The 20,466-nt window shown below is 31.7% G+C and carries 21 protein-coding genes; 8 read left to right on the top strand and 13 right to left on the bottom strand.

Going from position 1 to position 20,466, the window contains the following annotated elements; all coding sequences use genetic code 11:
- From EU95_RS0108630 to EU95_RS08600, 5 genes are all read right to left on the bottom strand, one after another.
- The coding region (locus EU95_RS0108630) for a hypothetical protein (protein WP_032521280.1) at positions 1–516 on the bottom strand (516 nt) is incomplete at its 3' end.
- 7 nt (positions 517–523) lie between these two features.
- Positions 524–1,348, bottom strand: coding sequence for an ABC transporter permease (locus tag EU95_RS08615; RefSeq protein WP_032521281.1), 825 nt, complete (start codon positions 1,346–1,348; stop codon positions 524–526).
- Between the two features lie 48 nt (positions 1,349–1,396).
- Positions 1,397–2,413 carry an ABC transporter ATP-binding protein gene (locus EU95_RS08610; protein WP_032521282.1) on the bottom strand — a complete coding sequence of 339 codons (1,017 nt, stop codon included), beginning with the start codon at positions 2,411–2,413 and terminating at the stop codon, positions 1,397–1,399.
- Positions 2,414–2,452: 39 nt separating this feature from the next.
- On the bottom strand, positions 2,453–3,454 hold the full coding sequence (locus EU95_RS08605; RefSeq protein WP_032521283.1) for a heme o synthase: 1,002 nt from the start codon (positions 3,452–3,454) through the stop codon (positions 2,453–2,455).
- Positions 3,451–4,377: a COX15/CtaA family protein gene (locus EU95_RS08600; RefSeq protein ID WP_032521326.1), complete on the bottom strand. Its 927-nt coding sequence runs from the start codon at positions 4,375–4,377 to the stop codon at positions 3,451–3,453. Before EU95_RS08600 ends, EU95_RS08605 begins: the two co-directional genes overlap by 4 nt.
- Before the next feature lie 262 nt (positions 4,378–4,639).
- On the opposite strand from EU95_RS08600, the gene coxB reads away from it, so the two are divergent.
- From coxB to EU95_RS08580, 4 genes are all read left to right on the top strand, one after another.
- Positions 4,640–5,443, top strand: a complete 804-nt coding sequence (gene coxB, locus EU95_RS08595) for a cytochrome c oxidase subunit II (RefSeq protein WP_032521284.1) — start codon at positions 4,640–4,642, stop codon at positions 5,441–5,443.
- The gene (gene ctaD, locus EU95_RS08590) at positions 5,440–7,065 is read left to right on the top strand and encodes a cytochrome c oxidase subunit I (protein ID WP_032521285.1); all 1,626 of its coding nucleotides are present in this window, start codon (positions 5,440–5,442) and stop codon (positions 7,063–7,065) included. The genes coxB and ctaD overlap by 4 nt, the downstream gene beginning before the upstream one ends.
- A gap of 6 nt (positions 7,066–7,071) precedes the next feature.
- Entirely contained in the window at positions 7,072–7,674 is a 603-nt protein-coding gene (locus tag EU95_RS08585; protein ID WP_032521286.1) for a cytochrome c oxidase subunit 3, read from the top strand.
- A gap of 96 nt (positions 7,675–7,770) precedes the next feature.
- Positions 7,771–8,124: an AbrB family transcriptional regulator gene (locus EU95_RS08580; RefSeq protein WP_032521287.1), complete on the top strand. Its 354-nt coding sequence runs from the start codon at positions 7,771–7,773 to the stop codon at positions 8,122–8,124.
- Between the two features lie 11 nt (positions 8,125–8,135).
- Here EU95_RS08580 and EU95_RS08575 read toward each other — a convergent pair whose 3' ends face one another.
- Positions 8,136–8,789, bottom strand: coding sequence for a riboflavin synthase (locus tag EU95_RS08575; RefSeq protein WP_032521288.1), 654 nt, complete (start codon positions 8,787–8,789; stop codon positions 8,136–8,138).
- Between the two features lie 113 nt (positions 8,790–8,902).
- Between EU95_RS08575 and EU95_RS08570 the strand changes: the two genes are divergently transcribed.
- Positions 8,903–10,045, top strand: a complete 1,143-nt coding sequence (locus EU95_RS08570; RefSeq protein ID WP_032521289.1) for an aldo/keto reductase — start codon at positions 8,903–8,905, stop codon at positions 10,043–10,045.
- On the opposite strand, the gene EU95_RS08565 is transcribed toward EU95_RS08570, so the two are convergent.
- From EU95_RS08565 to topA, 5 genes are read right to left on the bottom strand one after another with little or no spacing between them, the layout of a single operon-like run.
- Positions 10,034–11,032, bottom strand: a complete 999-nt coding sequence (locus EU95_RS08565; protein WP_032521290.1) for a hypothetical protein — start codon at positions 11,030–11,032, stop codon at positions 10,034–10,036. The two genes, EU95_RS08570 and EU95_RS08565, sit on opposite strands and share 12 nt — an antisense overlap.
- Positions 11,033–12,190, bottom strand: a complete 1,158-nt coding sequence (locus tag EU95_RS08560; RefSeq protein WP_032521291.1) for a nicotinate-nucleotide--dimethylbenzimidazole phosphoribosyltransferase — start codon at positions 12,188–12,190, stop codon at positions 11,033–11,035.
- A gap of 11 nt (positions 12,191–12,201) precedes the next feature.
- The gene (locus EU95_RS08555; RefSeq protein WP_032521292.1) at positions 12,202–12,840 is read right to left on the bottom strand and encodes a DUF2232 domain-containing protein; all 639 of its coding nucleotides are present in this window, start codon (positions 12,838–12,840) and stop codon (positions 12,202–12,204) included.
- A 20-nt stretch (positions 12,841–12,860) separates the two neighbouring features.
- On the bottom strand, positions 12,861–13,409 hold the full coding sequence (locus tag EU95_RS08550) for a hypothetical protein (protein WP_032521293.1): 549 nt from the start codon (positions 13,407–13,409) through the stop codon (positions 12,861–12,863).
- A 7-nt stretch (positions 13,410–13,416) separates the two neighbouring features.
- Positions 13,417–16,023, bottom strand: a complete 2,607-nt coding sequence (topA, locus tag EU95_RS08545) for a type I DNA topoisomerase (RefSeq protein WP_032521294.1) — start codon at positions 16,021–16,023, stop codon at positions 13,417–13,419.
- Positions 16,024–16,199: 176 nt separating this feature from the next.
- Between topA and EU95_RS08540 the strand changes: the two genes are divergently transcribed.
- Together EU95_RS08540 and EU95_RS08535 are read left to right on the top strand one after the other, a co-directional pair.
- Positions 16,200–17,720, top strand: coding sequence for an NAD(P)H-quinone oxidoreductase subunit N (locus EU95_RS08540; RefSeq protein ID WP_032521295.1), 1,521 nt, complete (start codon positions 16,200–16,202; stop codon positions 17,718–17,720).
- A gap of 15 nt (positions 17,721–17,735) precedes the next feature.
- Positions 17,736–18,422: an ABC transporter ATP-binding protein gene (locus EU95_RS08535; protein ID WP_032521296.1), complete on the top strand. Its 687-nt coding sequence runs from the start codon at positions 17,736–17,738 to the stop codon at positions 18,420–18,422.
- 2 nt (positions 18,423–18,424) lie between these two features.
- Here EU95_RS08535 and EU95_RS08530 read toward each other — a convergent pair whose 3' ends face one another.
- Positions 18,425–19,174 (bottom strand): biotin--[acetyl-CoA-carboxylase] ligase, encoded by a 750-nt coding sequence (locus EU95_RS08530; protein ID WP_032521297.1) that lies wholly within the window; start codon positions 19,172–19,174, stop codon positions 18,425–18,427.
- 99 nt (positions 19,175–19,273) lie between these two features.
- Here EU95_RS08530 and EU95_RS08525 point away from each other — a divergent pair, with 99 nt between their 5' ends.
- Complete coding sequence (locus EU95_RS08525; protein WP_032521327.1) at positions 19,274–19,735, top strand: DUF721 domain-containing protein; 462 nt, start codon at positions 19,274–19,276, stop codon at positions 19,733–19,735.
- Here EU95_RS08525 and ubiE read toward each other — a convergent pair.
- Positions 19,732–20,442 (bottom strand): bifunctional demethylmenaquinone methyltransferase/2-methoxy-6-polyprenyl-1,4-benzoquinol methylase UbiE, encoded by a 711-nt coding sequence (gene ubiE, locus EU95_RS08520; protein ID WP_032521298.1) that lies wholly within the window; start codon positions 20,440–20,442, stop codon positions 19,732–19,734. The genes EU95_RS08525 and ubiE overlap by 4 nt on opposite strands.
- Between the last annotated feature and the right edge of the window lie 24 nt (positions 20,443–20,466).

A 20,466-nucleotide genomic window follows, 5' to 3' on the forward strand; every position in this document is an offset into this window, starting at 1 on the left:
TTTAATATAAGGTAGAGGTAATTTTGCTGTTTCAGTAAATTGTTTTATTTTATTAGAATTGTGATTTTTGTTAGATATCAAATTACTGCTAGCAGTTTCCAGTCCATTTGATTCCAAATTTGTTTGTTCAATATTTTCAAAAGTTTTTAATAATTCAAGTTTAATTTGTTCTTGATTTTCTTCATGTACTTCATCAATTAAAGATATCTGTTCTTGATTTTCTTCATGTACTTCATCAATTAAAGATATCTGTTCTTGATTTTCTTCATGTACTTCATCAATTAAAGATATCTGTTCTTGATTTTCTTCATGTACTTCATCAATTAAAGATATCTGTTCTTGATTTTCTTCTTGAGGCTGATTTTCTTTTTGTAGTGAACTATGGATTAATAAATCATTTAGTGAATCAATCCCAAATCTATGTACCCACTTAAGAACAAGATTATCTTTAAGCAAAGAATTATTTTCTAGAGAGGCTTGTTTAAAAACTTCTATTAAATGATTTTTTAAAAGCATAAAATTTCTAATTTAACTTTCTATTTAACAGAGGCCTTATAATAATCAAGGATAAAACTGTTAAAGAAAATAAAATTGAGATACAACTCTTACAAGTTAAATCACCATATGGGGCATGTAAAGCCACTAATTCTAAATCCATAGTTTGTGTATAGGCAGTCCTAATTGGTTCAATAGCAAAAGTTAATGGATTTAATGAGGCTAACCATCCTAGCCAATTTGGCATAAAAGAGATTGGAGCTAAAGCAGTACTCGCAAAGAGAAGGGGTAAATTTATTACGAATATAAGAGCGATTAATTCAATATGTCCCGGTAAAACAAACGCTAAACATAAACTTATTGATGTCACAAAAAGAACTAATAAAATTAGTGTTGTAAACACAATTCCTAAACCATATAAGTTGGGCCATCCATAACCCAAAATGTATGAAACAACCATTATTACAATACTCTGAACAAAGCTTAAGATTGTTATGTAAAAAAAAGAAGATAAAACTATGGATAATCTACTGGTTAAAGGAGCCACAAGTAATCTATTAAGAAATCCAAACTCTCTATCAAACATCAAAGGAAGACCAGAGTTTAGGGCTCCGCTAAAAGCAGTAAAAACAATAAGTCCTGCTCCTAAAAAATTCCCATAAGAATCAACTCCTGGTAAAAAACCTTCAGGAGCTTTTGAGAATAATGCGCCAAATAAGAAAAGCCAAATTATGGGTTGTAGTATTCCTGCCAAAAGAGTTGATGGTCTTCTTTTTAGTTGGATAAATAATCTTTTTGTTAAGGCAAATGTTTCTTGATATAAAAAAAATAAATTATACTGTTTTAATTCCATAATTAGCAGCAATTAGTATTCATTATAGTTAGATAACTAAAAGTTTTTTTATCGCATGGATTGCTTTGATTCTTTTTTTAGGTCTCTTTTCCCTGCCATAGAAATTTCAGCATCCATTAAAGTTTTCCCGGTTGCCTGAAGATATACATCATCCAAGCTTGGCTGACTTTGGGTAAGTGAAAAAATTTCAAACTTTGAGAAAGCCAATTCCACTTTTAGCTTCGTAAGTAAATCTTTTTTCTTATCTGCTACAAAATTTATCGAGAAACCTTGAGCTTCATTTATGATAATCTGACTAATTCCATCTATTGAAGATAAAATTTGACATATGTTTTTTGCTTCTTCCTGATTACTAAATTCTCTTACTTTCAAAGTTACTCTATCTCCGCCTAATTTATTTTTGAGCTCTACAGGAGTCCCTTGTGCTATGACTCTTCCATCATCAATTATCACTAATCTATCTGCCAATTTATCTATTTCATCAAGATAGTGACTGCTTAAAATAATGGTCATTCCATTATTTCTCAAATCTTTCAAAAGTTTCCATATAATATTTCTACTTTCAATATCTAAACCAACTGTAGGTTCATCCAAAATTAATACTTGGGGCAAATGTAAAAGTCCAGCCGCCAGATCTATTCTTCTTTTCATTCCCCCTGAATAAGTTCCGCACTTACGATCAATCCAATCGTTCATATCTAATTGATCTATTAATTTCTTTATCCTTTCAAATTTTTTGTTTTTGTTAATGTGATATAAATCTGATTGAAAATCCAAAAGTTCTCGTCCAGTTAATATTTTATCAAGTGCAATGTCTTGGGCAACATAACCAATTAATTCTCTAATTTTCCTCGAATTATTTATCAGATTAATATTATTTATAAAAACTTCTCCATTATCAGGCTCTATTAAAGTAGCGAGTATTTTTATTAGTGTTGATTTGCCAGCACCATTTGGTCCTAGTATTCCAAATAATGTGCCAGCTTCAATTTCCATCGATAAATTTTTTAAAGCATTAATATCTGAATAAGATTTTGAGAGCCCTTTAACTTTTATATAATTCATCAAACTTTCAATTTACTTAAAAAACATTTTACATCTAATTTAATTACTAAGTAGGGATACTATAGATAAGAATATTTGAATAGATTGCTGCTCAAATTCTACAGATAGTTGGGTTCTGGAAATTAATAACAAAAGACAGATGCCAAACATATAGAGAATAGACCACCTAAAAAGAGACTTTGCTCTTGAAAGATCATCAGGAGATTTCCTTAATTCATTTATTAATTGCAAAAGTCTTCCATTAAACGGCATTAACATAATTCCGTATAAGAGACCCCCTTCAGGTAAAGCGAAGACTCCCATAATACTCATAAAAACAGTTGCCCATCCGTAACGAGAAATCGCTTTAGCAGTAAAAACAGATCCTTTAACAGAAGGGAGCATTGGAATGCCAACAGATGCGTAATCATCCTTCAACAAAATTGCAAGTGCCCAAAAATGAGCTGGGGTCCATAACATTACCAATCCAAACAACCACCAACCACTAAGACCTACATGCCCTGTGGCAGCAGATGCTCCGACTAAGGGTGGTATAGCACCAGCAACTCCTCCAAAAACAATGTTTTTTGTTGTACGAGGTTTCAAAATAACTGTATATAAAATTACGTAGCTAAATAAACCAAGAAGAGTTAAACCCGCAGCCAAATAATTTACACCACTTACTAAAAGCATCGAAGCTGCCAAAGTACATGATACGGCAGCTAAAAATACAGTCTCAGATGATAACTTACCTGCTGGCAAGGCTCTTTTGCTAGTTCTTGTCATCCTTTTATCTAATTCCATTTCCCACAAGCAATTAAGAGCTCCTGCTGCTGCTGCTGCCAAAGCGCCTCCTCCTAAAGTACAGATAAGTTTCGGCGAAGACAAAGGCCATTCTTCTGTTAAAGCCATTCCTCCCAAAGTTGTTGCCAATAAAAGTGGGATTAATCTAGGTTTTGCTACTTCAAGCCAAGGTGGCAATGTTAATCTTTTTCTTGAAGGTACAACTTCATCTCTAATTGGAGATTTATAGTTCAAGTTATCTAAGTTACTACTGTTCATGAATTGATACCAACCATTTGAGAATTTAGGGAGTGGTCTAGGCTTTTTTTGGTAAAAGGATTTCTAAAAATTAATGTTGTTAATATCGCAATAAATAAAGAGGCGTTAAGTTGATGACCGATAATAAAAATAGGTTCATTCAGATTTGTTTTAAGACTTAAAACACCCAAAGCAATTTGAGAAAACAAGAGAAAAATAAGTGTTGAGAGATATTTCCAATTTTCATTAAGCAAACTTCTCTTAAAAATTGCAGTAGCAATAATCAAGAGAATTGAAAAAGCAATTGGGAAAGCAAATAATTTATGAATATTTAGAATTAGACATTGTTTATTAAAAGATAAGCAAATATGTGATGACCAGGTTGATGAGAGCCTTACTCCAATAAAAGATTGAATTAGAGTAAGTAAAAGAGGAACAAACAATAATATTCTCCACCAAATTAATGGCTCTTCTATTTGGTCATTTTCTAAATTTTGATTTATTGAAATTGTTGTAATTAGAAGTAGAAAAGCTATTAAAAGATGGCCAGTAACAGTATATGAATCAAGAAGGTTTATTACTGTTAAAGCTCCAAAAGATCCTTGAACAATAATTAGAAAAAGTAATAATGAATAAGTTTTAGGTAACCAATTTGGAATTTCATTTCTCCAAATAATTGAAAGGGCAAATTTAAAAAGAATTAATATTCCAACTAGAAAAGCATCTAGACGATGAAACCACTCTAGAAATACTCTTAGGCTCATATGATTAAAAGGCAAAAAAGATCCATAACATAATGGCCAATCTGGACAGGCAAGGCCCGCCTCCATGACTCTCGTAGCACCTCCAATTACGATTAGTGCGATGAGTGCGAGTACACTATGACTTCCCAACCTTTTAAAAATTGTCAGATATTTTGATTTATATAATTGGTTATTAATCAAATGGATAAAACCTATTATTTTGCATAATAAATTAGATTTAAAAACCAAACATTAATTAAAAATTAATATGTTTAATTTAAAAATAATTTACTAATTTAATCTTTTTTCCCTGACAATTAACTCTAAAAAGTTATTAATAATACGCCTTTTATTTCATAAATCTTAAGAAGTTGTGAATTTAAATGTTTTTCTTTTAACAAAGGATGCAGGATTAAAAAAATTGAATATCTTGAGGATATAAATACAAATTTTAAGGAATCAATTGTTAAATAAAAACGTTTATTTAATACTAATTATTTCACTCGTTTTTGCTTTATCTTTTTGGATTGGTTTAAATGTAAATTTGCTCCCAGCTGAAGCAAGTATTAATGCACCAATCTACGATGAACTTTTTAAAATTCTTTTCATCATTGGATTAATTATTTTTATAGGAATGACAATAGCTGTTATTTACAGCTTATTCAAGTTTAGGAAAAGAAATGATCAGATAGGCGATGGCATAGCTTTAGAGGGAAATTTAAGCTTAGAAATTGTGTGGACAATTATACCTTCAATAATTGTTTTATTTATAGGGCTATATAGCTACAACATTTACGATCGAATGGGAGGGATGAAAGAACTAAATCATAACCACGAAATGATGAGTTCTAACACTGAAAAAATATGGGCTGGAATAAGTCAAACTTCTGATAGTGAAATAGCAATAAATAATTTATCAATTGAAGTTTCAGCTATGCAATTTGCATTTCTATTCAATTATCCCAAGGGCAATTTCATTTCAGGAGAACTACACGTTCCTGTTAATCAAAAAGTATCAATGAAAATGGAATCCAAAGATGTAATACATGCTTTTTGGGTACCAGAGTTCAGAATTAAACAGGATATTATTCCTGGACAACCAACTATTCTAAATTTCACTCCTACAAAAGCAGGAAAATATCCGATAATTTGCGCTGAATTATGTGGCCCATATCATGGAGGAATGAGAGCCTCCATAATTGTTGAAGAAGAATCTGATTACAACGAATGGTTTAACAAAAATAAAAAACCAGAGTTAAATTTATGACAATATCAATTGATCCGCAAAAAACTAGTAATGAAAGTCTTCAACCTAAAGGATGGCTTAGATACTTTAGTTTTAGCCTTGATCATAAAGTAATTGGGATACAATACTTAGTCTGCGGTTTTCTTTTCTATTTAATAGGAGGAACCTTGGCGAGCGCTATAAGAATTGAACTAGCTAGTCCAATGTCAGATTTTATGCCAAGAGATGTTTATAACCAAGTTTTAACCCTGCATGGAACAATAATGATATTCCTTTGGATAGTGCCTGTAGTAAACGGTGCTTTTGGAAATTATTTAATTCCATTTTATGTAGGCGCGAGAGATATGGCATTCCCACGATTAAATGCCGTGGCTTTTTGGTTAATTCCTCCTTCAGGTTTGATGTTGGTAGCTAGCTATTTTGTTGAGGGTGCTGCTCAGGCTGGATGGACGGCTTATCCTCCTTTGAGCATAACTACTCCTCAATCGGGACAAATTATTTGGATTCTTAGCGTTCTATTACTTGGAGGCAGTTCTATATTTGGTGGAATAAACTTTATCGCAACCATTATCAAATTAAGAAGGCCAGGATTAAAACTTATGCAATTGCCAATGTATTGTTGGGCAATGCTTGGTACTAGTCTATTAGTTGTATTGTCAACTCCTGTTTTAGCAGGCACTTTAATTCTACTTAGCTTCGATATCATCGCTCATACAGGTTTTTTCAATCCTGTTTTAGGTGGCAATGTCGTAGTTTATCAGCATTTATTTTGGTTTTATTCTCATCCAGCTGTATACATTATGGTACTTCCTGCTTTTGGGTTAGTAAGTGAAATACTTCCAGTACATGCTAGAAAACCACTTTTTGGATATACAACAATGGTTTTTTCAATAATGGGGATAGTTGTTTTAGGTTTAGTTGTTTGGGCTCATCACATGTTTACTAGTGGAACACCCCCTTGGATGAGATTGTTCTTTACTATCGCAACAGCATTTATTGCTGTTCCCACAGGGATAAAATTTTTTAATTGGGTTGCAACATTATGGGGAGGTAAAATTTCAATTAATAGTGCAATGTTATTCTCTTGCGGATTTATTATAAATTTTGTTTTTGGAGGTATTACAGGAGTTGCTTTAGCACAGGTCCCTTTTGATATTCACGTGCATGATACCTATTTCGTTGTAGCCCATTTTCATTACATAGTTTATGGCGGTACTGTTTTTATTATTTTCTCATCGATATATCATTGGTTCCCCAAAGTAACTGGAAAAATGCTAAATGAAAAATTAGGAATTTTACATTTTTTCATTACTTTTATTGGATTTAACTTGTGCTTTGCTCCTCAACATTGGCTCGGTTTAAATGGAATGCCGAGAAGAGTCGCTGAATATGATCCTCAATTCCAGTTGGTTAATCAAATTAGTAGCCTTGGGGCTCTTTTGATGGCTATAAGCACAATTCCTTTTTTAATTAATGTTTTCCTTAGTGTGAGAAATGGGAAAGATGCTGGAGATAATCCTTGGAATGCTCTTACACCTGAATGGTTAACATCTTCTCCACCTCCAGTTGAAAATTGGGAAGGAGAAGCTCCATTAGTTGAAGAACCTTATGGTTATGGTAAAGAAATTTCTGAACAAAAATAAAAACATATGACAACTCTAGATAGCTCAAAAGAAATTCAGAAAAATAATTCTGAAGTCAATGAAACTCATGAAGACTTCAGAATGTTTGGTCTTATAACTTTCCTAATTGCGGACGGAATGACTTTTGCTGGATTCTTTGCTGCTTATTTAACTTATAAAGCAGTAAATCCATTACCTGATGGTGCTATTTACGAATTAGAACTGCCAATACCTACACTTAATACAATTTTATTACTTGTTAGTAGTGCAACTTTCCATAGAGCAGGCAAAGCACTTTTAAAAGATAAAAACTCTGATTCCCAAAAATGGTTGTTTTTTACTGCTTTTCTTGGAATTATATTTTTAATATGTCAATTATTTGAATATTTTCATTTACCTTTTGGATTAACCGATAATTTATTTGCAAGTACTTTTTATGCTCTTACTGGTTTTCATGGATTACATGTCACTTTAGGCACTTTAATGATTTTAATTATTGCTTGGCAATCGAGAATCAATGGTGGAAGATTAACTAGTCAAAATATGTTCCCATTGGAAGCTGTTGAATTGTACTGGCATTTTGTAGATGGAATATGGGTTATTTTATTTATTATTTTGTATCTTTTATAAAAACTAAATTTAATAAAATAAATATATTTTTTATTAATTTATATTGCCACAGTTCTCCTTTTTAGTAAGAATATATAGTTAGAAATTTGTTAGATAATGCTAGAAGGGAAAGAACTTCTTGAAAAAGCAAAATTATTAAGTAAAAAATCTGAAGATGAGATAGCGAAAGGTTGTGGTTACGTAGGTCCTAGCGGAAGAATCTTAAGAAAAAGTTTTTACAAGGCCCTTATCGAAGCTAAAGGTTACAAAATAGGAAATGGTCGTCAGGGGAGAAATGGTAATAGAGCTTCAAGAGGCAGGCAGACAGAATTCAAAACTAAAGTTCATGGCAATGGGAACCTATTAATTGGTCATGCCTACACCAAAAAATTAGGTCTAGAACCTGGTCAGGAATTTAAAATCGATCTTAAAAAAGAGTCAAAAACAATTTATCTGATTCCATTAAATTAAAAAAATATATTTTACCAACCGTTTTCTTTAAGCCACTCCGAAGAAATATAATTTGAAGATAAATCTTGATTATTATTTTTATTAAATAAAAGTAATTTCTCTACGTATTTAATTAATGCATCTGCCTCAAGGTTTACTCTGTCACCAACATTTAATTTATTCAGATTTGTATTATGCCAAGTATGAGGAATTATCGCAATAGTAAATATTTCTCCTTCCTGCTCATATTTTGCGATCGTAAGACTTATACCATTTACACAAATACTCCCTTTATTAACTACATATTTTGAAAAATTATTATTTTTCCACTTTATTGTTAAGAGCCAAGATTTCTCTAATTTTTCTATATTCTCAACTGTTCCAAGCCCATCAACATGTCCGCTGACTATATGCCCTCCTAAACGGTCAGACACCCTAAGAGCGGGCTCCAAATTAACAATCTGATTCAGGTTTAACTTTACTCCTAAAGTTGTTTTTTTTAATGTCTCCTCACTAACATCAACAGTAAATTTATTTTGAAAAATCTCTTTAACTGTCAAACAAATTCCATCAACAGCTATGCTGTCGCCAATTGCCATATCAAATAAATTATCTAGAACTTCAATTTCTAAAATGTTTTTTTCTTGTTTTAGTTTTCCAATTGATTGAATTATTCCTGTGAACATAGATTTAAGAAAAAATATTTTTGCAAAATTTTATATTTACTTTAATTAATTTTAAATGATTTTCAACTATAAATAAATTAAAGAATAAATAAAAAGAAATTGATCATATTTAGATGATTATTAATTCACAAAAAAGATCATTTGGTAGAGGGGAGAAAGTGAGCTTATTCACTTTAGGAACAATGCGAGCAACTGAAAGTATCGAAAAAATGTATAGCATAATAAAAAATGCATATTATGTAGGAATTAACCATTTAGAAACAGCACCATCTTATGGTGATGCTGAATCACTTATTGGGAATTCAATCAAAAAACTAGCAATAGAAGAGAATATAAAAGAAAAAAATTGGGTGATTACTTCCAAAGTTTTACCAAAGGGTGATTTTGACTTTTTAAAAAATAATTTTAAAAAGTCTCTTAAGAATTTAAATCGCGAGAAAATTAATAATCTTGCAATTCATGGACTCAACTTAAAACAACATCTAGATTGGGTTCTTGATGGAGAGGGTAAGAAATTCATATCATGGATACTTGAAAGTGAACTAGTTGATCAAGTTGGTTTTAGTTCTCACGGAAGTTATTCACTAATTAAAGATGCAATTAACTGTGAAGTTTTTACTTTTTGTAGTCTTCATTTACATTATTTAGATCAATCTAAGATTGCTTTAGCAGAGAAAGCTATTAAAAAAGGTATGGGAGTTTTAGCAATATCACCTGCTGATAAAGGCGGTAGATTATATTCTCCAAGCGATATTTTATTAGAGGCCTCTAAGCCTTTTCATCCATTAGAATTAGCGTATCGATTTCTGCTGGCAAAAGGCATTACAACATTGTCCTTGGGGGCCGCAAACATAAAAGATTTTGAGTTTGCGTATAAACTCAGAAACTCATTCGAGAAGCTTACAAAACTTGAAAAATGCGCCCTGGATAAAATTGAGGAAGTTGCCAATGAAAGATTAAATTCAACCAAATGTGAACAATGTAGATCTTGTCTTCCATGTCCGAATGAAGTACCTATTCCAGAAATACTTCGTTTAAGAAATATATCTATTGGTTATGGCCAGTTAGAATTTTCTAAAGAAAGGTACAATTTAATAGGAAAAGCTGGCCACTGGTGGGAAGAAAAAAATTCCTCATTTTGTCAAGAATGTAATATATGTGTTCCTAAATGTCCTAATAAATTAGATATACCAAATTTATTAAAGGAAACTCATAACTTATTAATTGAAAATCCTACAAAAAGATTATGGGGATAAGGACTCACTCCAAAAATTTTTAAGAATAATTTTTTGTTCATTTGTTAGTACAGGGAAAGACCAACTATTTTCCCAACATTTCTCAGAGGGACCTGAGATCGGGAACATTTCAGATTTATATTTACTTTGCAAGTAATCACTATTGAATGGTAGATACCAACCCTCGCTTACTAATTTATCTACAATTGATTTATTTTCTAAAGATTTAATCCATTTAATTAATATTATATTATTTAGATTTGATCGACTAAGAAGAAAATGCCACATCAAAGGTACGCCTTGGCTTGGAAAAACTAAAGAAAGCCTTGGATCTATTTTTAAATATTTTGAGCAAAGACTATAAGGAACTATTGCGACACTAGCATCAGAATTAATCAACCAATTGAGCATATTTTTATCATCAAATAGCATTGCTTGGCTTTTGAGTTTTTTTAAAGAATTAGATGAATTAATTTTTTGAGCAATTGACAATATTATTCTGGGACTTTGTGGAAAAATAATTTTCCCAGTTAATTTTTTAGAAAGAAGAAAATCCCAAGAAGTTCTGGCTGAATTTATTAATTCTTTATTATTTTTAATGATAATTGTATAGGGTACTACGCCAATAGGAAATAATTTACTTCTCTGATTTTGATTAAAACTTGCCAAAAAATCTATCGATCTCTTATCCAAATTTTCAGACAGTATAAATTCATTTATTTTTTCAAATTCTGCAAAATCTATACTAGAAATCCATCCATCATTTATTAAAGTAAAGTCAGAATTGAAAATTGTGTTTCTATTTTTTTGTAGCCGAATATTTTCAAAATTGATTTTTTCCTGCTTCCAATCTTTTGGAATCGTATCTTTAAAAGATTCTGGATAAAAAGAATTTTGTAATGCAATTTTTACTTTATTAGGAAAATTACTGCAAGAGTTTAAGAGAAATAAAAGCGAAAGCTTACCACAATTCAAAAATTCTCTTCTGGTTGCAAATTTTGAAAACATTCAGCAATCCTTCTCTAAAGAAATTTGACCTAGGCCCTTCATCATTTCCAGATTTTGTTGACACAATGAAACTATTTCTTCATTTTTAAATCCATCTAAGAAAGCAAGCAATGATATTCCCCCAGCACCTACACCTTCTTTTACATGACCTAATTCATAATCCCTCAATTCTTTACATTTTGAAGATTTGAAATTTAAAGGACTTGCTAAACCTAATATTTTGACATCATATTTTTCATTAATTAGATTTACTAAATCATTTAGAGAATTATCTTTCACAAGCCACCCAGTTGTTGCAATAAAAACATCTTCAATAAATTCATCTTTATTTTTTTCATCTAAAAATTCTAATACAAGCAAAATGACCGCCAACATCTGACTTCCACCAGACAATATTACAGGTTGTTTTGCTAACCTGGCACCAGTTAATAGTCCCATAGAGAAAGCTTGGAAAGGATCACCTACCGCCGCGACAACATCAAAAGAGTCGAAATCAGCCTTAAAATTTGCATTATAAAGTCCTCTTTTAACAACTTGTCTTCTTAGTTCTCTTGGAGCTTTAAATAAACTACTTCCTACTAAATTTGCCACCTGCAAACCAAAAGCTTCCATTACTGCCTGAGCAGTTGTGGTACCCCCAGGTACAGATTCAGAAATTAAAACTGGTTGTTTTAAGGATTTTCCTATCGAAAGTCCTTTTTCATAGAGATTTAAAACTCTCTCTTTAGTCATCGATTTACCAGTAGTAAGACAATTTGATGGGCCCAAATTCCTATCTTCTACAACCAAATGATTAAAATAAGGTTTTGCTCCAATTCCCAGAGGAACAATAACTGGATAAATATTTATAAGCTTTGAACAAACATGACTGATTAGGGCAGGAGTTACTCCTGCATTGAGAAGGGGCAATTTATATTTATGATCTTTTGAAGCACCCTCAAGCAAAAATTCGGCATCTGCGAGCGCAGTTATTCTTCTTGATTTTGCATTAATACCTGCTGCCGAAATTCCTGGAATTTGAGATGTATTAGTACCTGCAATTATGAGAAATATTTTTAAATTATTAATATTCTTTTTCAGTATTTCTATCTTATTAAGTTTTCTTTTTTTATTGGATTCATTACCAAAAAAATTTATCCCTAATTCTTTACTATACATTCTTACTTTTTTTAATTTTTAAAATCAACTAAGCTATTTAATAATCTTGGAGGATCTGGGATGGTTAATTTAAATCTAGGAAACAGAGAATAAGCAACTACATGTACAGTTAAAACATAAACTATTTCTTGAAAAATTATTAATAAAATCGCACCTAATTGTATACTCAAAATTGAGGGATATAAAGGTAAATTAAATAATCCAATGAACTTGTCTATTAGACCATAACTCGCTCTAGTAATTAATACCCAAAGATTATCTCCAACCAGAGTAGATAATGCTATTACTCTTAGTAAAAAGCCGAGGGTTCCAATAAGAACTCCCACAGTTAAACTTAGTTTCCAACTCTTTTCTTTAAACCAACACCACCCTAACCAAAAAGCCAAGATCCCATAAGGGAATAAAAATAAAGTTCCTCTGACAGGACCCATAATTATAAATAAAAGTAGAAATTGTATTAAAAGTCCTTCCAATGCAATTTTAGTTCCTCTTCTCAAGTGCAACAAGATCATTGGGAGGGGTAAAATCAACCTTAATAAAGCTCCCCCAATTGGCAAATAATATAATGCAACCCATAATAAAGACGAGAGAGATGCTAAATAAGAGGTCTCGACAATATTTAATGCTTCAGTTTTCGTTGTTATTCTCATTTTTTGTTGAATATTTTTAATTAATTTTTATTCATACTTTTATTTTCTGAATCTAAGATACGTTCAATCTTTTCTATTTCAAAATTTACCTCAGAATTACTTAATATGGAACTTAACTCTTCCGTGGGATCTTTTGGATCTACATCTTTTAAAATTAATATTATTTTGTAAGTTTGAAGCTCAATTTTTCTTTTTTTTGAAAGATTATTAATTTTTTTATTTTTTTTATCATCAAATTTTTTTTTCTCTTTTTCTAAATTTATATCTTTTTTATTTTCTGGAACATTTTTTGGCTTTTCTACTTCTTTAATTTTTTTATTTTTTTTATTATCAAATTTTTTGTTCTCTTTTTCTAAATTTATATTTTTTTTATTATCAAATTTTTTGTTCTCTTTTTCTAAATTTATATCTTTTTTATTTAATAAATTATTTTGTAAATCTTTATTTTTGTTTGTTTTTTCTAAATCATTAAAACTACTTTCAAGAAAATTTCCAATCCTTCCTCCAGAGCATGATTGCAAGAAAATTAAAAAAATTAATAAAAAAAATTCTTTTTTTTTAAAAATCATATTTTTTCTAACTTTTCTTTTTCCTTTTAGTTTTTTTATTGCTAATTTTTGTTTTTTTTAAAATTGAGCCTTTTTTATCTTTTAGTTTTTCTTCTAAAAGAGATACTGCGTCATCTATCGTAATTTTTTCAATGTCAGTATCTTTGGAAATCGAAACATTAGTTTTACCACATTTTAAATAGACGCCATATCTTCCATTTAATATTTGAATTTTTTCTTTAAATTCTTTCGGTTTTCCAAAGTCTTTAAGTACCTCTTGACCTCCTCTACCCATTTTTGGCATCGCAAGAATTTCTAATGCTCGTTCTATATCAACTGTAAAAACATCATCCTCTTTCTTTAGGGATCTATTTTCAGATTCATTTTCATTTTTAATCCACTTGATATAAGGGCCAAATCTTCCTCTATCAGCCTCAACAACTCCTCCTTCAGGATGAACTCCTAACAATCTAGGCAAACTTAAAAGTACAAGAGCCTCATCTAGAGTTAGATCATCAGTTTTCAACTCTTTGGGTAATGAAGCTCTTCTTGGTTTAGCTTTATCTTGATCATTATTTCCCAATTGTACATAAGGTCCGTAAGGGCCAAATCTTAAAAAGACTTTTTCCCCAGTTTTTGGATCAGTTCCAAGATCCGATGGGCCACTTAAGATTTGATCAACTTGCTTTATGTCTAAATCTCCAGGAGTAATGTCCATTGGAAGATTACCTTTCGCCTGAATTTCATTACCAGATTCATCAATTTTTGTACCCTCTAGCCAAGGTCCGTTAGAGCCTATTCTGACAACGCAAGGAAGGTCTTCGAAATCAACTTGTCTATAAGCTTTACCATCAATATCACCCTCTGTTTTCTGAACCTTTACCTCCAAACCATTTTTACCTTTATAGAAAGTTTCGAGGTATGGTAGCCACTCAAGATTGCCTGAAGATATTTCATCCAATGAAGACTCCATTTTTGCAGTAAAAGTAGTATCAACCAGATCAGGAAAATGTTCTTCTAATAGAGCGGTAACAGCAAAAGCTGTAAACGTTGGAGCCAAAGTATTTGAAGATATATTTGCATAACCTCTATCCACAATTGTCCCAATAATGCTTGCATACGTAGAAGGTCTTCCAATCCCTTCCTTTTCAAGAACTTTTACTAAAGCAGCCTCTGTATATCTTGCCGGCGGTTTGGTTTCATGAAAAGTAGATTCTCTATGCGTAACTTCAAGACTTGTTCCAGTTGTTAGGTTTGGGAGAATAATTTCTTGTTGTTCAAGGGATGAACTTGGGTCATCACTTCCCTCGACATAAGCTCTGAAGAATCCTGCGAAATCAATACTTTTCCCGCTCGATTTAAATAATCCATCCCCCACGCTAATTTCAGCATTAATCATTGTTAACCTAGCTTCAGCCATTTGACTAGCTACAGTTCTTTTCCAAATTAAATCGTAAAGAGATAGGTCTCTACCAGTCAGATTAGTTTCCTTTGGTGTTTTAAATACCTCACCTGCTGGCCTAATAGCTTCATGTGCTTCTTGAGCATTTCTTGCAGTTGAATTAAATTGTCTTGGTGAATTAGATAGGTATTCTTTTCCATACATAGAACTGACACATTCTCTAGCCGCTCTTGTAGCTTGTTCTGAAAGATGAACTGAATCAGTCCTCATATATGTTATGAAACCTCTCTCATACAACCCTTGTGCACATCTCATTGTTTCTCTTGCGGACAAGCGTAGCTTTCTATTTGATTCCTGTTGCAATGTACTCGTTGTAAATGGAGGCACTGGCTTACGAGTGGATGGTTTTTTTTCGATATTTGAGACTATCCAATCCTCGGAGGAAAAATTCTTCAATAAATCATTTACTTTATCCTCTCCAATTATTAAAGATTTATTTCCTTGTTTTAATTTGCCGGTCTGTTCATCGAAATCGGAACCATTAGAGATTCTCTGACCCTTTAAACTAAATAATTTAGTTTCGAAAGTAACATTATCTTTTACCAGGGAAGCTTTAATCCCCCAGTAACTAGCTTTTTTAAAAGATCTTCTTTCTCTCTCTCTCCTAACAAGAAGTCTTACAGAAACTGATTGAACACGACCAGCAGATAATCTGGGGGCTACCTTCTTCCAAAGTAAAGGAGATAATTCATATCCAAAAAGCCTATCCAAAATTCTTCTGGTTTCTTGAGCCTGAACAAGCTCCATATCAATTTCTCTTGTTTGATCTAAAGCTTTATTAATTGCCTTTTTTGTAATTTCATGAAAAACCATTCTTTTAGTTGGTATTTTAGGCTTCAGTATTTGCAGAAGATGCCAGCTAATACTCTCTCCTTCTCTATCTTCATCAGTTGCCAGTAATAGTTGGGTAGCGCCTTTCAAAGCATCTTTCAGCTCCTTAACAACCTTTTTCTTATCTTTTGGAACTATATAAAGTGGTTCAAAATCTTCCGTTGTATTTACTCCTATCCTTGACCATTTTTCCTTTTTAACTGCAGCAGGGATTTCAGCCGCCCCTTTTGGAAGATCTCTTACATGTCCCATTGAAGCAAGAACTTCATAATTTGAAGGCAAAAACTTTCTTATAGTTTTTGCTTTGGTGGGACTTTCAACAATAACAAGTGTGTGATCCAAGGTTTATTTCAAAAAATTGGTGTTTTTGTTCAGTTAGGGCATATTATGATTATTTGAAACTTTTTCAAGCAATTTCTCTTGAAAATTTCAAAAGTCATACCCACAAATTATAATCAAGTTAAGATTAACTCTTTGACCGTTACAATCAATCATCTAATTTAATTCTATTTATTAAAGTGCCCAACGAAATCTTTACAATTAATTTAAATGCACAAGCAATTATTCCAGAGGCTTTTATCTTACTAGGTATTGTTGGTACTCTTCTTGTAGATTTAGCAGGAGAAAAAACTGCATCAAAATGGGCTCCAATAATTTGCTATTTTTCAATTGGCAGCTCTCTTTTAAGTTTAGCCTTGCAATGGACTAACCCAGTAAATAGTTCATTTCTTGGATCCTTTAATTCAGATAATTTAGCAATCGCATTTAGAGCAATAATAGCTTTATCAACATTAATTTCTTTACTCATAAGCTGGCGTTACACAGAACAAAGTGGCAGCCCTATTGGCGAATTTGCAGCGATTATTCTTTCGGCAACTCTTGGGGCAATGCTTTTGTGTGGATCTACTGACCTTATTAGTGTATTCATATCTCTTGAAACTTTATCAGTAGCGAGCTATTTACTTTCTGGTTATCTCAAGAGAGATCCAAGAAGTTCAGAAGCTGCTCTAAAATACTTGCTTGTTGGGTCAGCTGCTGCTGCAGTCTATTTGTATGGCTCCTCTTTTCTTTATGGATTAAGTGGTTCAACAAACTTAACAACAATTGGTTTAGAAATTATAAATAAACCCTCCTTTATTACTTCTCTAGCTCTTGTATTTGTCTTATCAACTGTCGCTTTTAAAATTGCAGCAGTTCCCTTCCATCAATGGACTCCTGATGTCTATGAAGGATCACCTACACCTGTAGTTGCTTTTTTATCTGTTGGCTCAAAGACAGCAGGATTTGCATTCGCGATAAGAATATTAAGCACTTCTTTCTCTTCGTTCGATGAGGAATGGAAACTTTTATTCACTATTTTGGCCATCCTGAGTATGGCTCTAGGAAATGTTGTAGCTTTAGCTCAAACCTCAATGAAAAGGATGCTAGCTTACAGTTCTATTGGACAAGCAGGATTTGTAATGATTGGAATAGTATCTGGGACACAAGATGGTTTATCAGCTGCTGTTTTATATTTGGCTGCATATTTATTTATGAATCTGGGAGCATTTTCATGTGTAATACTTTTCTCACTTAGAACTGGTTCTGACAAAATTCTTGATTACTCAGGACTTTACCAAAAAGACCCTCTGATTACATTAGGATTAAGCCTTTGTCTTCTATCTCTTGGAGGTTTACCTCCAATGTTGGGATTTTTTGGAAAGATCTACTTGTTCTTTGCAGGGTGGGCAAATCATCAATATCTATTAGTAATCGTTGGATTAGTAACTTCAGTTATATCTATTTATTACTACATCTCAGTTATAAAAATGATGGTAGTTAAAGAACCAAAGGAAGCTTCTGAAATAGTTAAATCATATCCTGAAATTAATTGGGGAATCGTAGGATTACCTCCCTTGAGAATTGCACTTTACACTTGCGTTGCGGTTACTGCTCTTGGAGGCATTCTATCTAATCCTTTTTTTAAATTAGCCAACACAGCAGTTTCAGAAACTCCTTTCTTACAAGATATTATTGCTATAGCAAACAATATTTCCTAGAAGTATTTTTAATAAATGTCCAAGAAAGTCGCAAGTTTAGAAAATATATCTAAAACATATGGGAAAGAGGATCTAACTGTTAAAGCCCTAGACAGCATAAATTTAGAAATTTATAAAGGCGATTATTTAGCTGTAATGGGAGCTAGTGGCTCAGGAAAAAGTACTGCTATGAATATTATTGGATGTCTAGATAGACCCTCTGGAGGTGTTTATAAATTAAATGGTATCCCTGTTGAGAATTTATCTGATGATGAGCTAGCGGAAATACGTAACCAAAAATTAGGCTTCGTTTTTCAACAATTTCATCTTCTTTCAGACGCAACAGCTCTTGAGAACGTAATTTTACCGATGATTTATGCTGGTATTGAGCCTGAACAAAGATTAGAGCGAGGTAAGAATGCCTTAGAAAAAGTTGGTCTTTCTGAAAGAATGAATAATCGTCCCAACCAATTATCCGGTGGTCAACAACAACGAGTTGCTATTGCGAGGGCTATTATCAATAATCCTGCAATTTTGTTAGCAGACGAACCCACTGGAGCACTAGATTCAAAAACAACTGAAGATGTACTAGATCTTTTTGACAAACTACATGCATCCGGAATAACTATAGTTTTAGTTACGCACGAAGATGAAGTTGCAAATCGCGCAAAAAAAATAGCCAAATTTAAGGATGGAAGAATAGTTGAATTAAAAGTTAATTAAATTCAGAACCTTCTAAGTACCTTCAGCTGAGATTCATTTTCAATCCTTAAATTCCCATTTTTATCAATATCTTTAATTTTCCATGTATGAGGACAAACACCGCTAGGTAAAAATCTTTTGGTTAGGAACTTATTTGCCGATTTGATCACATATTCCTTTTCATTATTACATTCGATTGAATCATGAAAAGCTTTAAGAACTTTGGCTGTCCAATAATGTTGATCAATATTATTAGTTTGAAGTACTTTTGATAATGAAATACCCTCTGATGGAGTGTAATTTAAGACATTCATGCCAAGACCTATTCTTACATAGATAATTTCTTTGCCTCTTGTTATCACTCTTGGTAAAAATCCAATCAACTTTTTTGAACCAAAAAAAATATCATTTGGCCATTTCAAGCAAACATTTATATTCTCTTGTCTAAGCATTTCACATATTTTAATACCTAAAGATAAATTAAATATTTGACTTGCAAATTCACTTGAAAATATTGGATAAGCTGCACTTAACCAAATCCCGCCTTTAGGAGAAACCCAAGTTTTTAAGTTTTGGCCTACCCCTGAGAACTGTTCTCTTGCGATTATCGCTACTGGCTGGTTTTTCTTTATTTCAGAATATCCAAGCAAGTTTGTTAGCTCATTTTCGGTACTTTTACATTTTATTTTGTAAAGAAGTCTCCAGCTTGGATATTGACCCTGAATTTTTTTTAAATAAAAAACTGTTTTAGCTGCTGATCCTATAACTTTCACAAATTCTTTATTAAAACAACGGGCATCTTTTAGGAGATTAGATTAACTTTAGTCTTAATAAGTAAATTTTACAAATTGGAAAAAAAGTATTTGCCAATAGTGAACAGAAGGAATCCACAGCCATTAAAAAATTGTCTTGATAATTTCAAAAAATCCTGGGGAGACTTAGATAAACTTTCTAAAATTAACGAAAACTGGAAGAACTTAATCGGTTTGGAACTGTTTCAAGAATGCAAACCATTAAATATTGAAAAAAAAACACTTACTATTGCAGTAAATCATCCACAGTGGCGGCAAGCTTTAATCTATAACAAGCATAAATTAAAAGAGAGAATCGAGAAAATTGGAATAACTTTGAATGAAATAAAAATAATACAAAATTACGAAATGAATAATATAAATATTAAAGATACTAATCCAAATATAGTTTGGGCAAAGCACCCAAGTAGAATCCATCAAAATAATATGTGCATTTGTACTCTCTGCAATTCACCGACTCCAAAGGGCGAAATCAATAGATGGGGAAAGTGTTCTTTTTGTTGGAGAAAAAAAAATAACTAAATTCTTTGTTTAATTAGAATTAATATTCCCATCTGCCCTCCTAAAATAGTCCTATATTCAGCTTTTTCAAATCCAACTTCCTTAGCAATATTTATAAGCTCATTTCTCTTTGGAAAATTTCTTATGCTTTTTTCAATGTATTCGTACTCTGGACCTAAATTAAAAATCCGCGAAATGGTTACTACAATGAATCTCAAATAAATTTTCTGAAAAATATTAGATAAAGAATTTTTTGTTGAATGATTAAAATCCAAAAATCCTGCCCTTCCTTTGTCCTTCAAAAGATAAAAAACTTTTTTTATTCCTTCTTCAACATTGTTCAAATTTCTTAGTCCATATGACATGCAAATTCCATCGAAGTTTTTTGAATAATCATTCATTTCTAATACATCTTTCATTTCCCACTTAATAAATTTATTTTTTTTTAGCTTAGATTTTTTCATTGCAATATTTAAGATTTCCTCTGCACTGTCAATCCCAGTAATTGAACCACTTGGACTAACTCTCTCAGAAATTAAAAATGCTAAATCTCCAGTTCCGCAGCACAAATCTGCCCAATCTTCACCATTTAAGGGTTTTAATAAATTAACTAATTTCCTTTTCCATAATTTATGTAGTCCAAAACTTAATAGATTATTCAAAAAATCATATTTATAGGAAATTTTATTAAAAATGTTTTTGACTTCGATAGATTTTGTGAATTTCATCTTTAAATTTTAAAATTATTTCTT

Origin of the sequence: Prochlorococcus marinus str. MIT 9201, from assembly GCF_000759955.1 — a bacterium.
Lineage (GTDB): Bacteria > Cyanobacteriota > Cyanobacteriia > PCC-6307 > Cyanobiaceae > Prochlorococcus_A > Prochlorococcus_A marinus_G.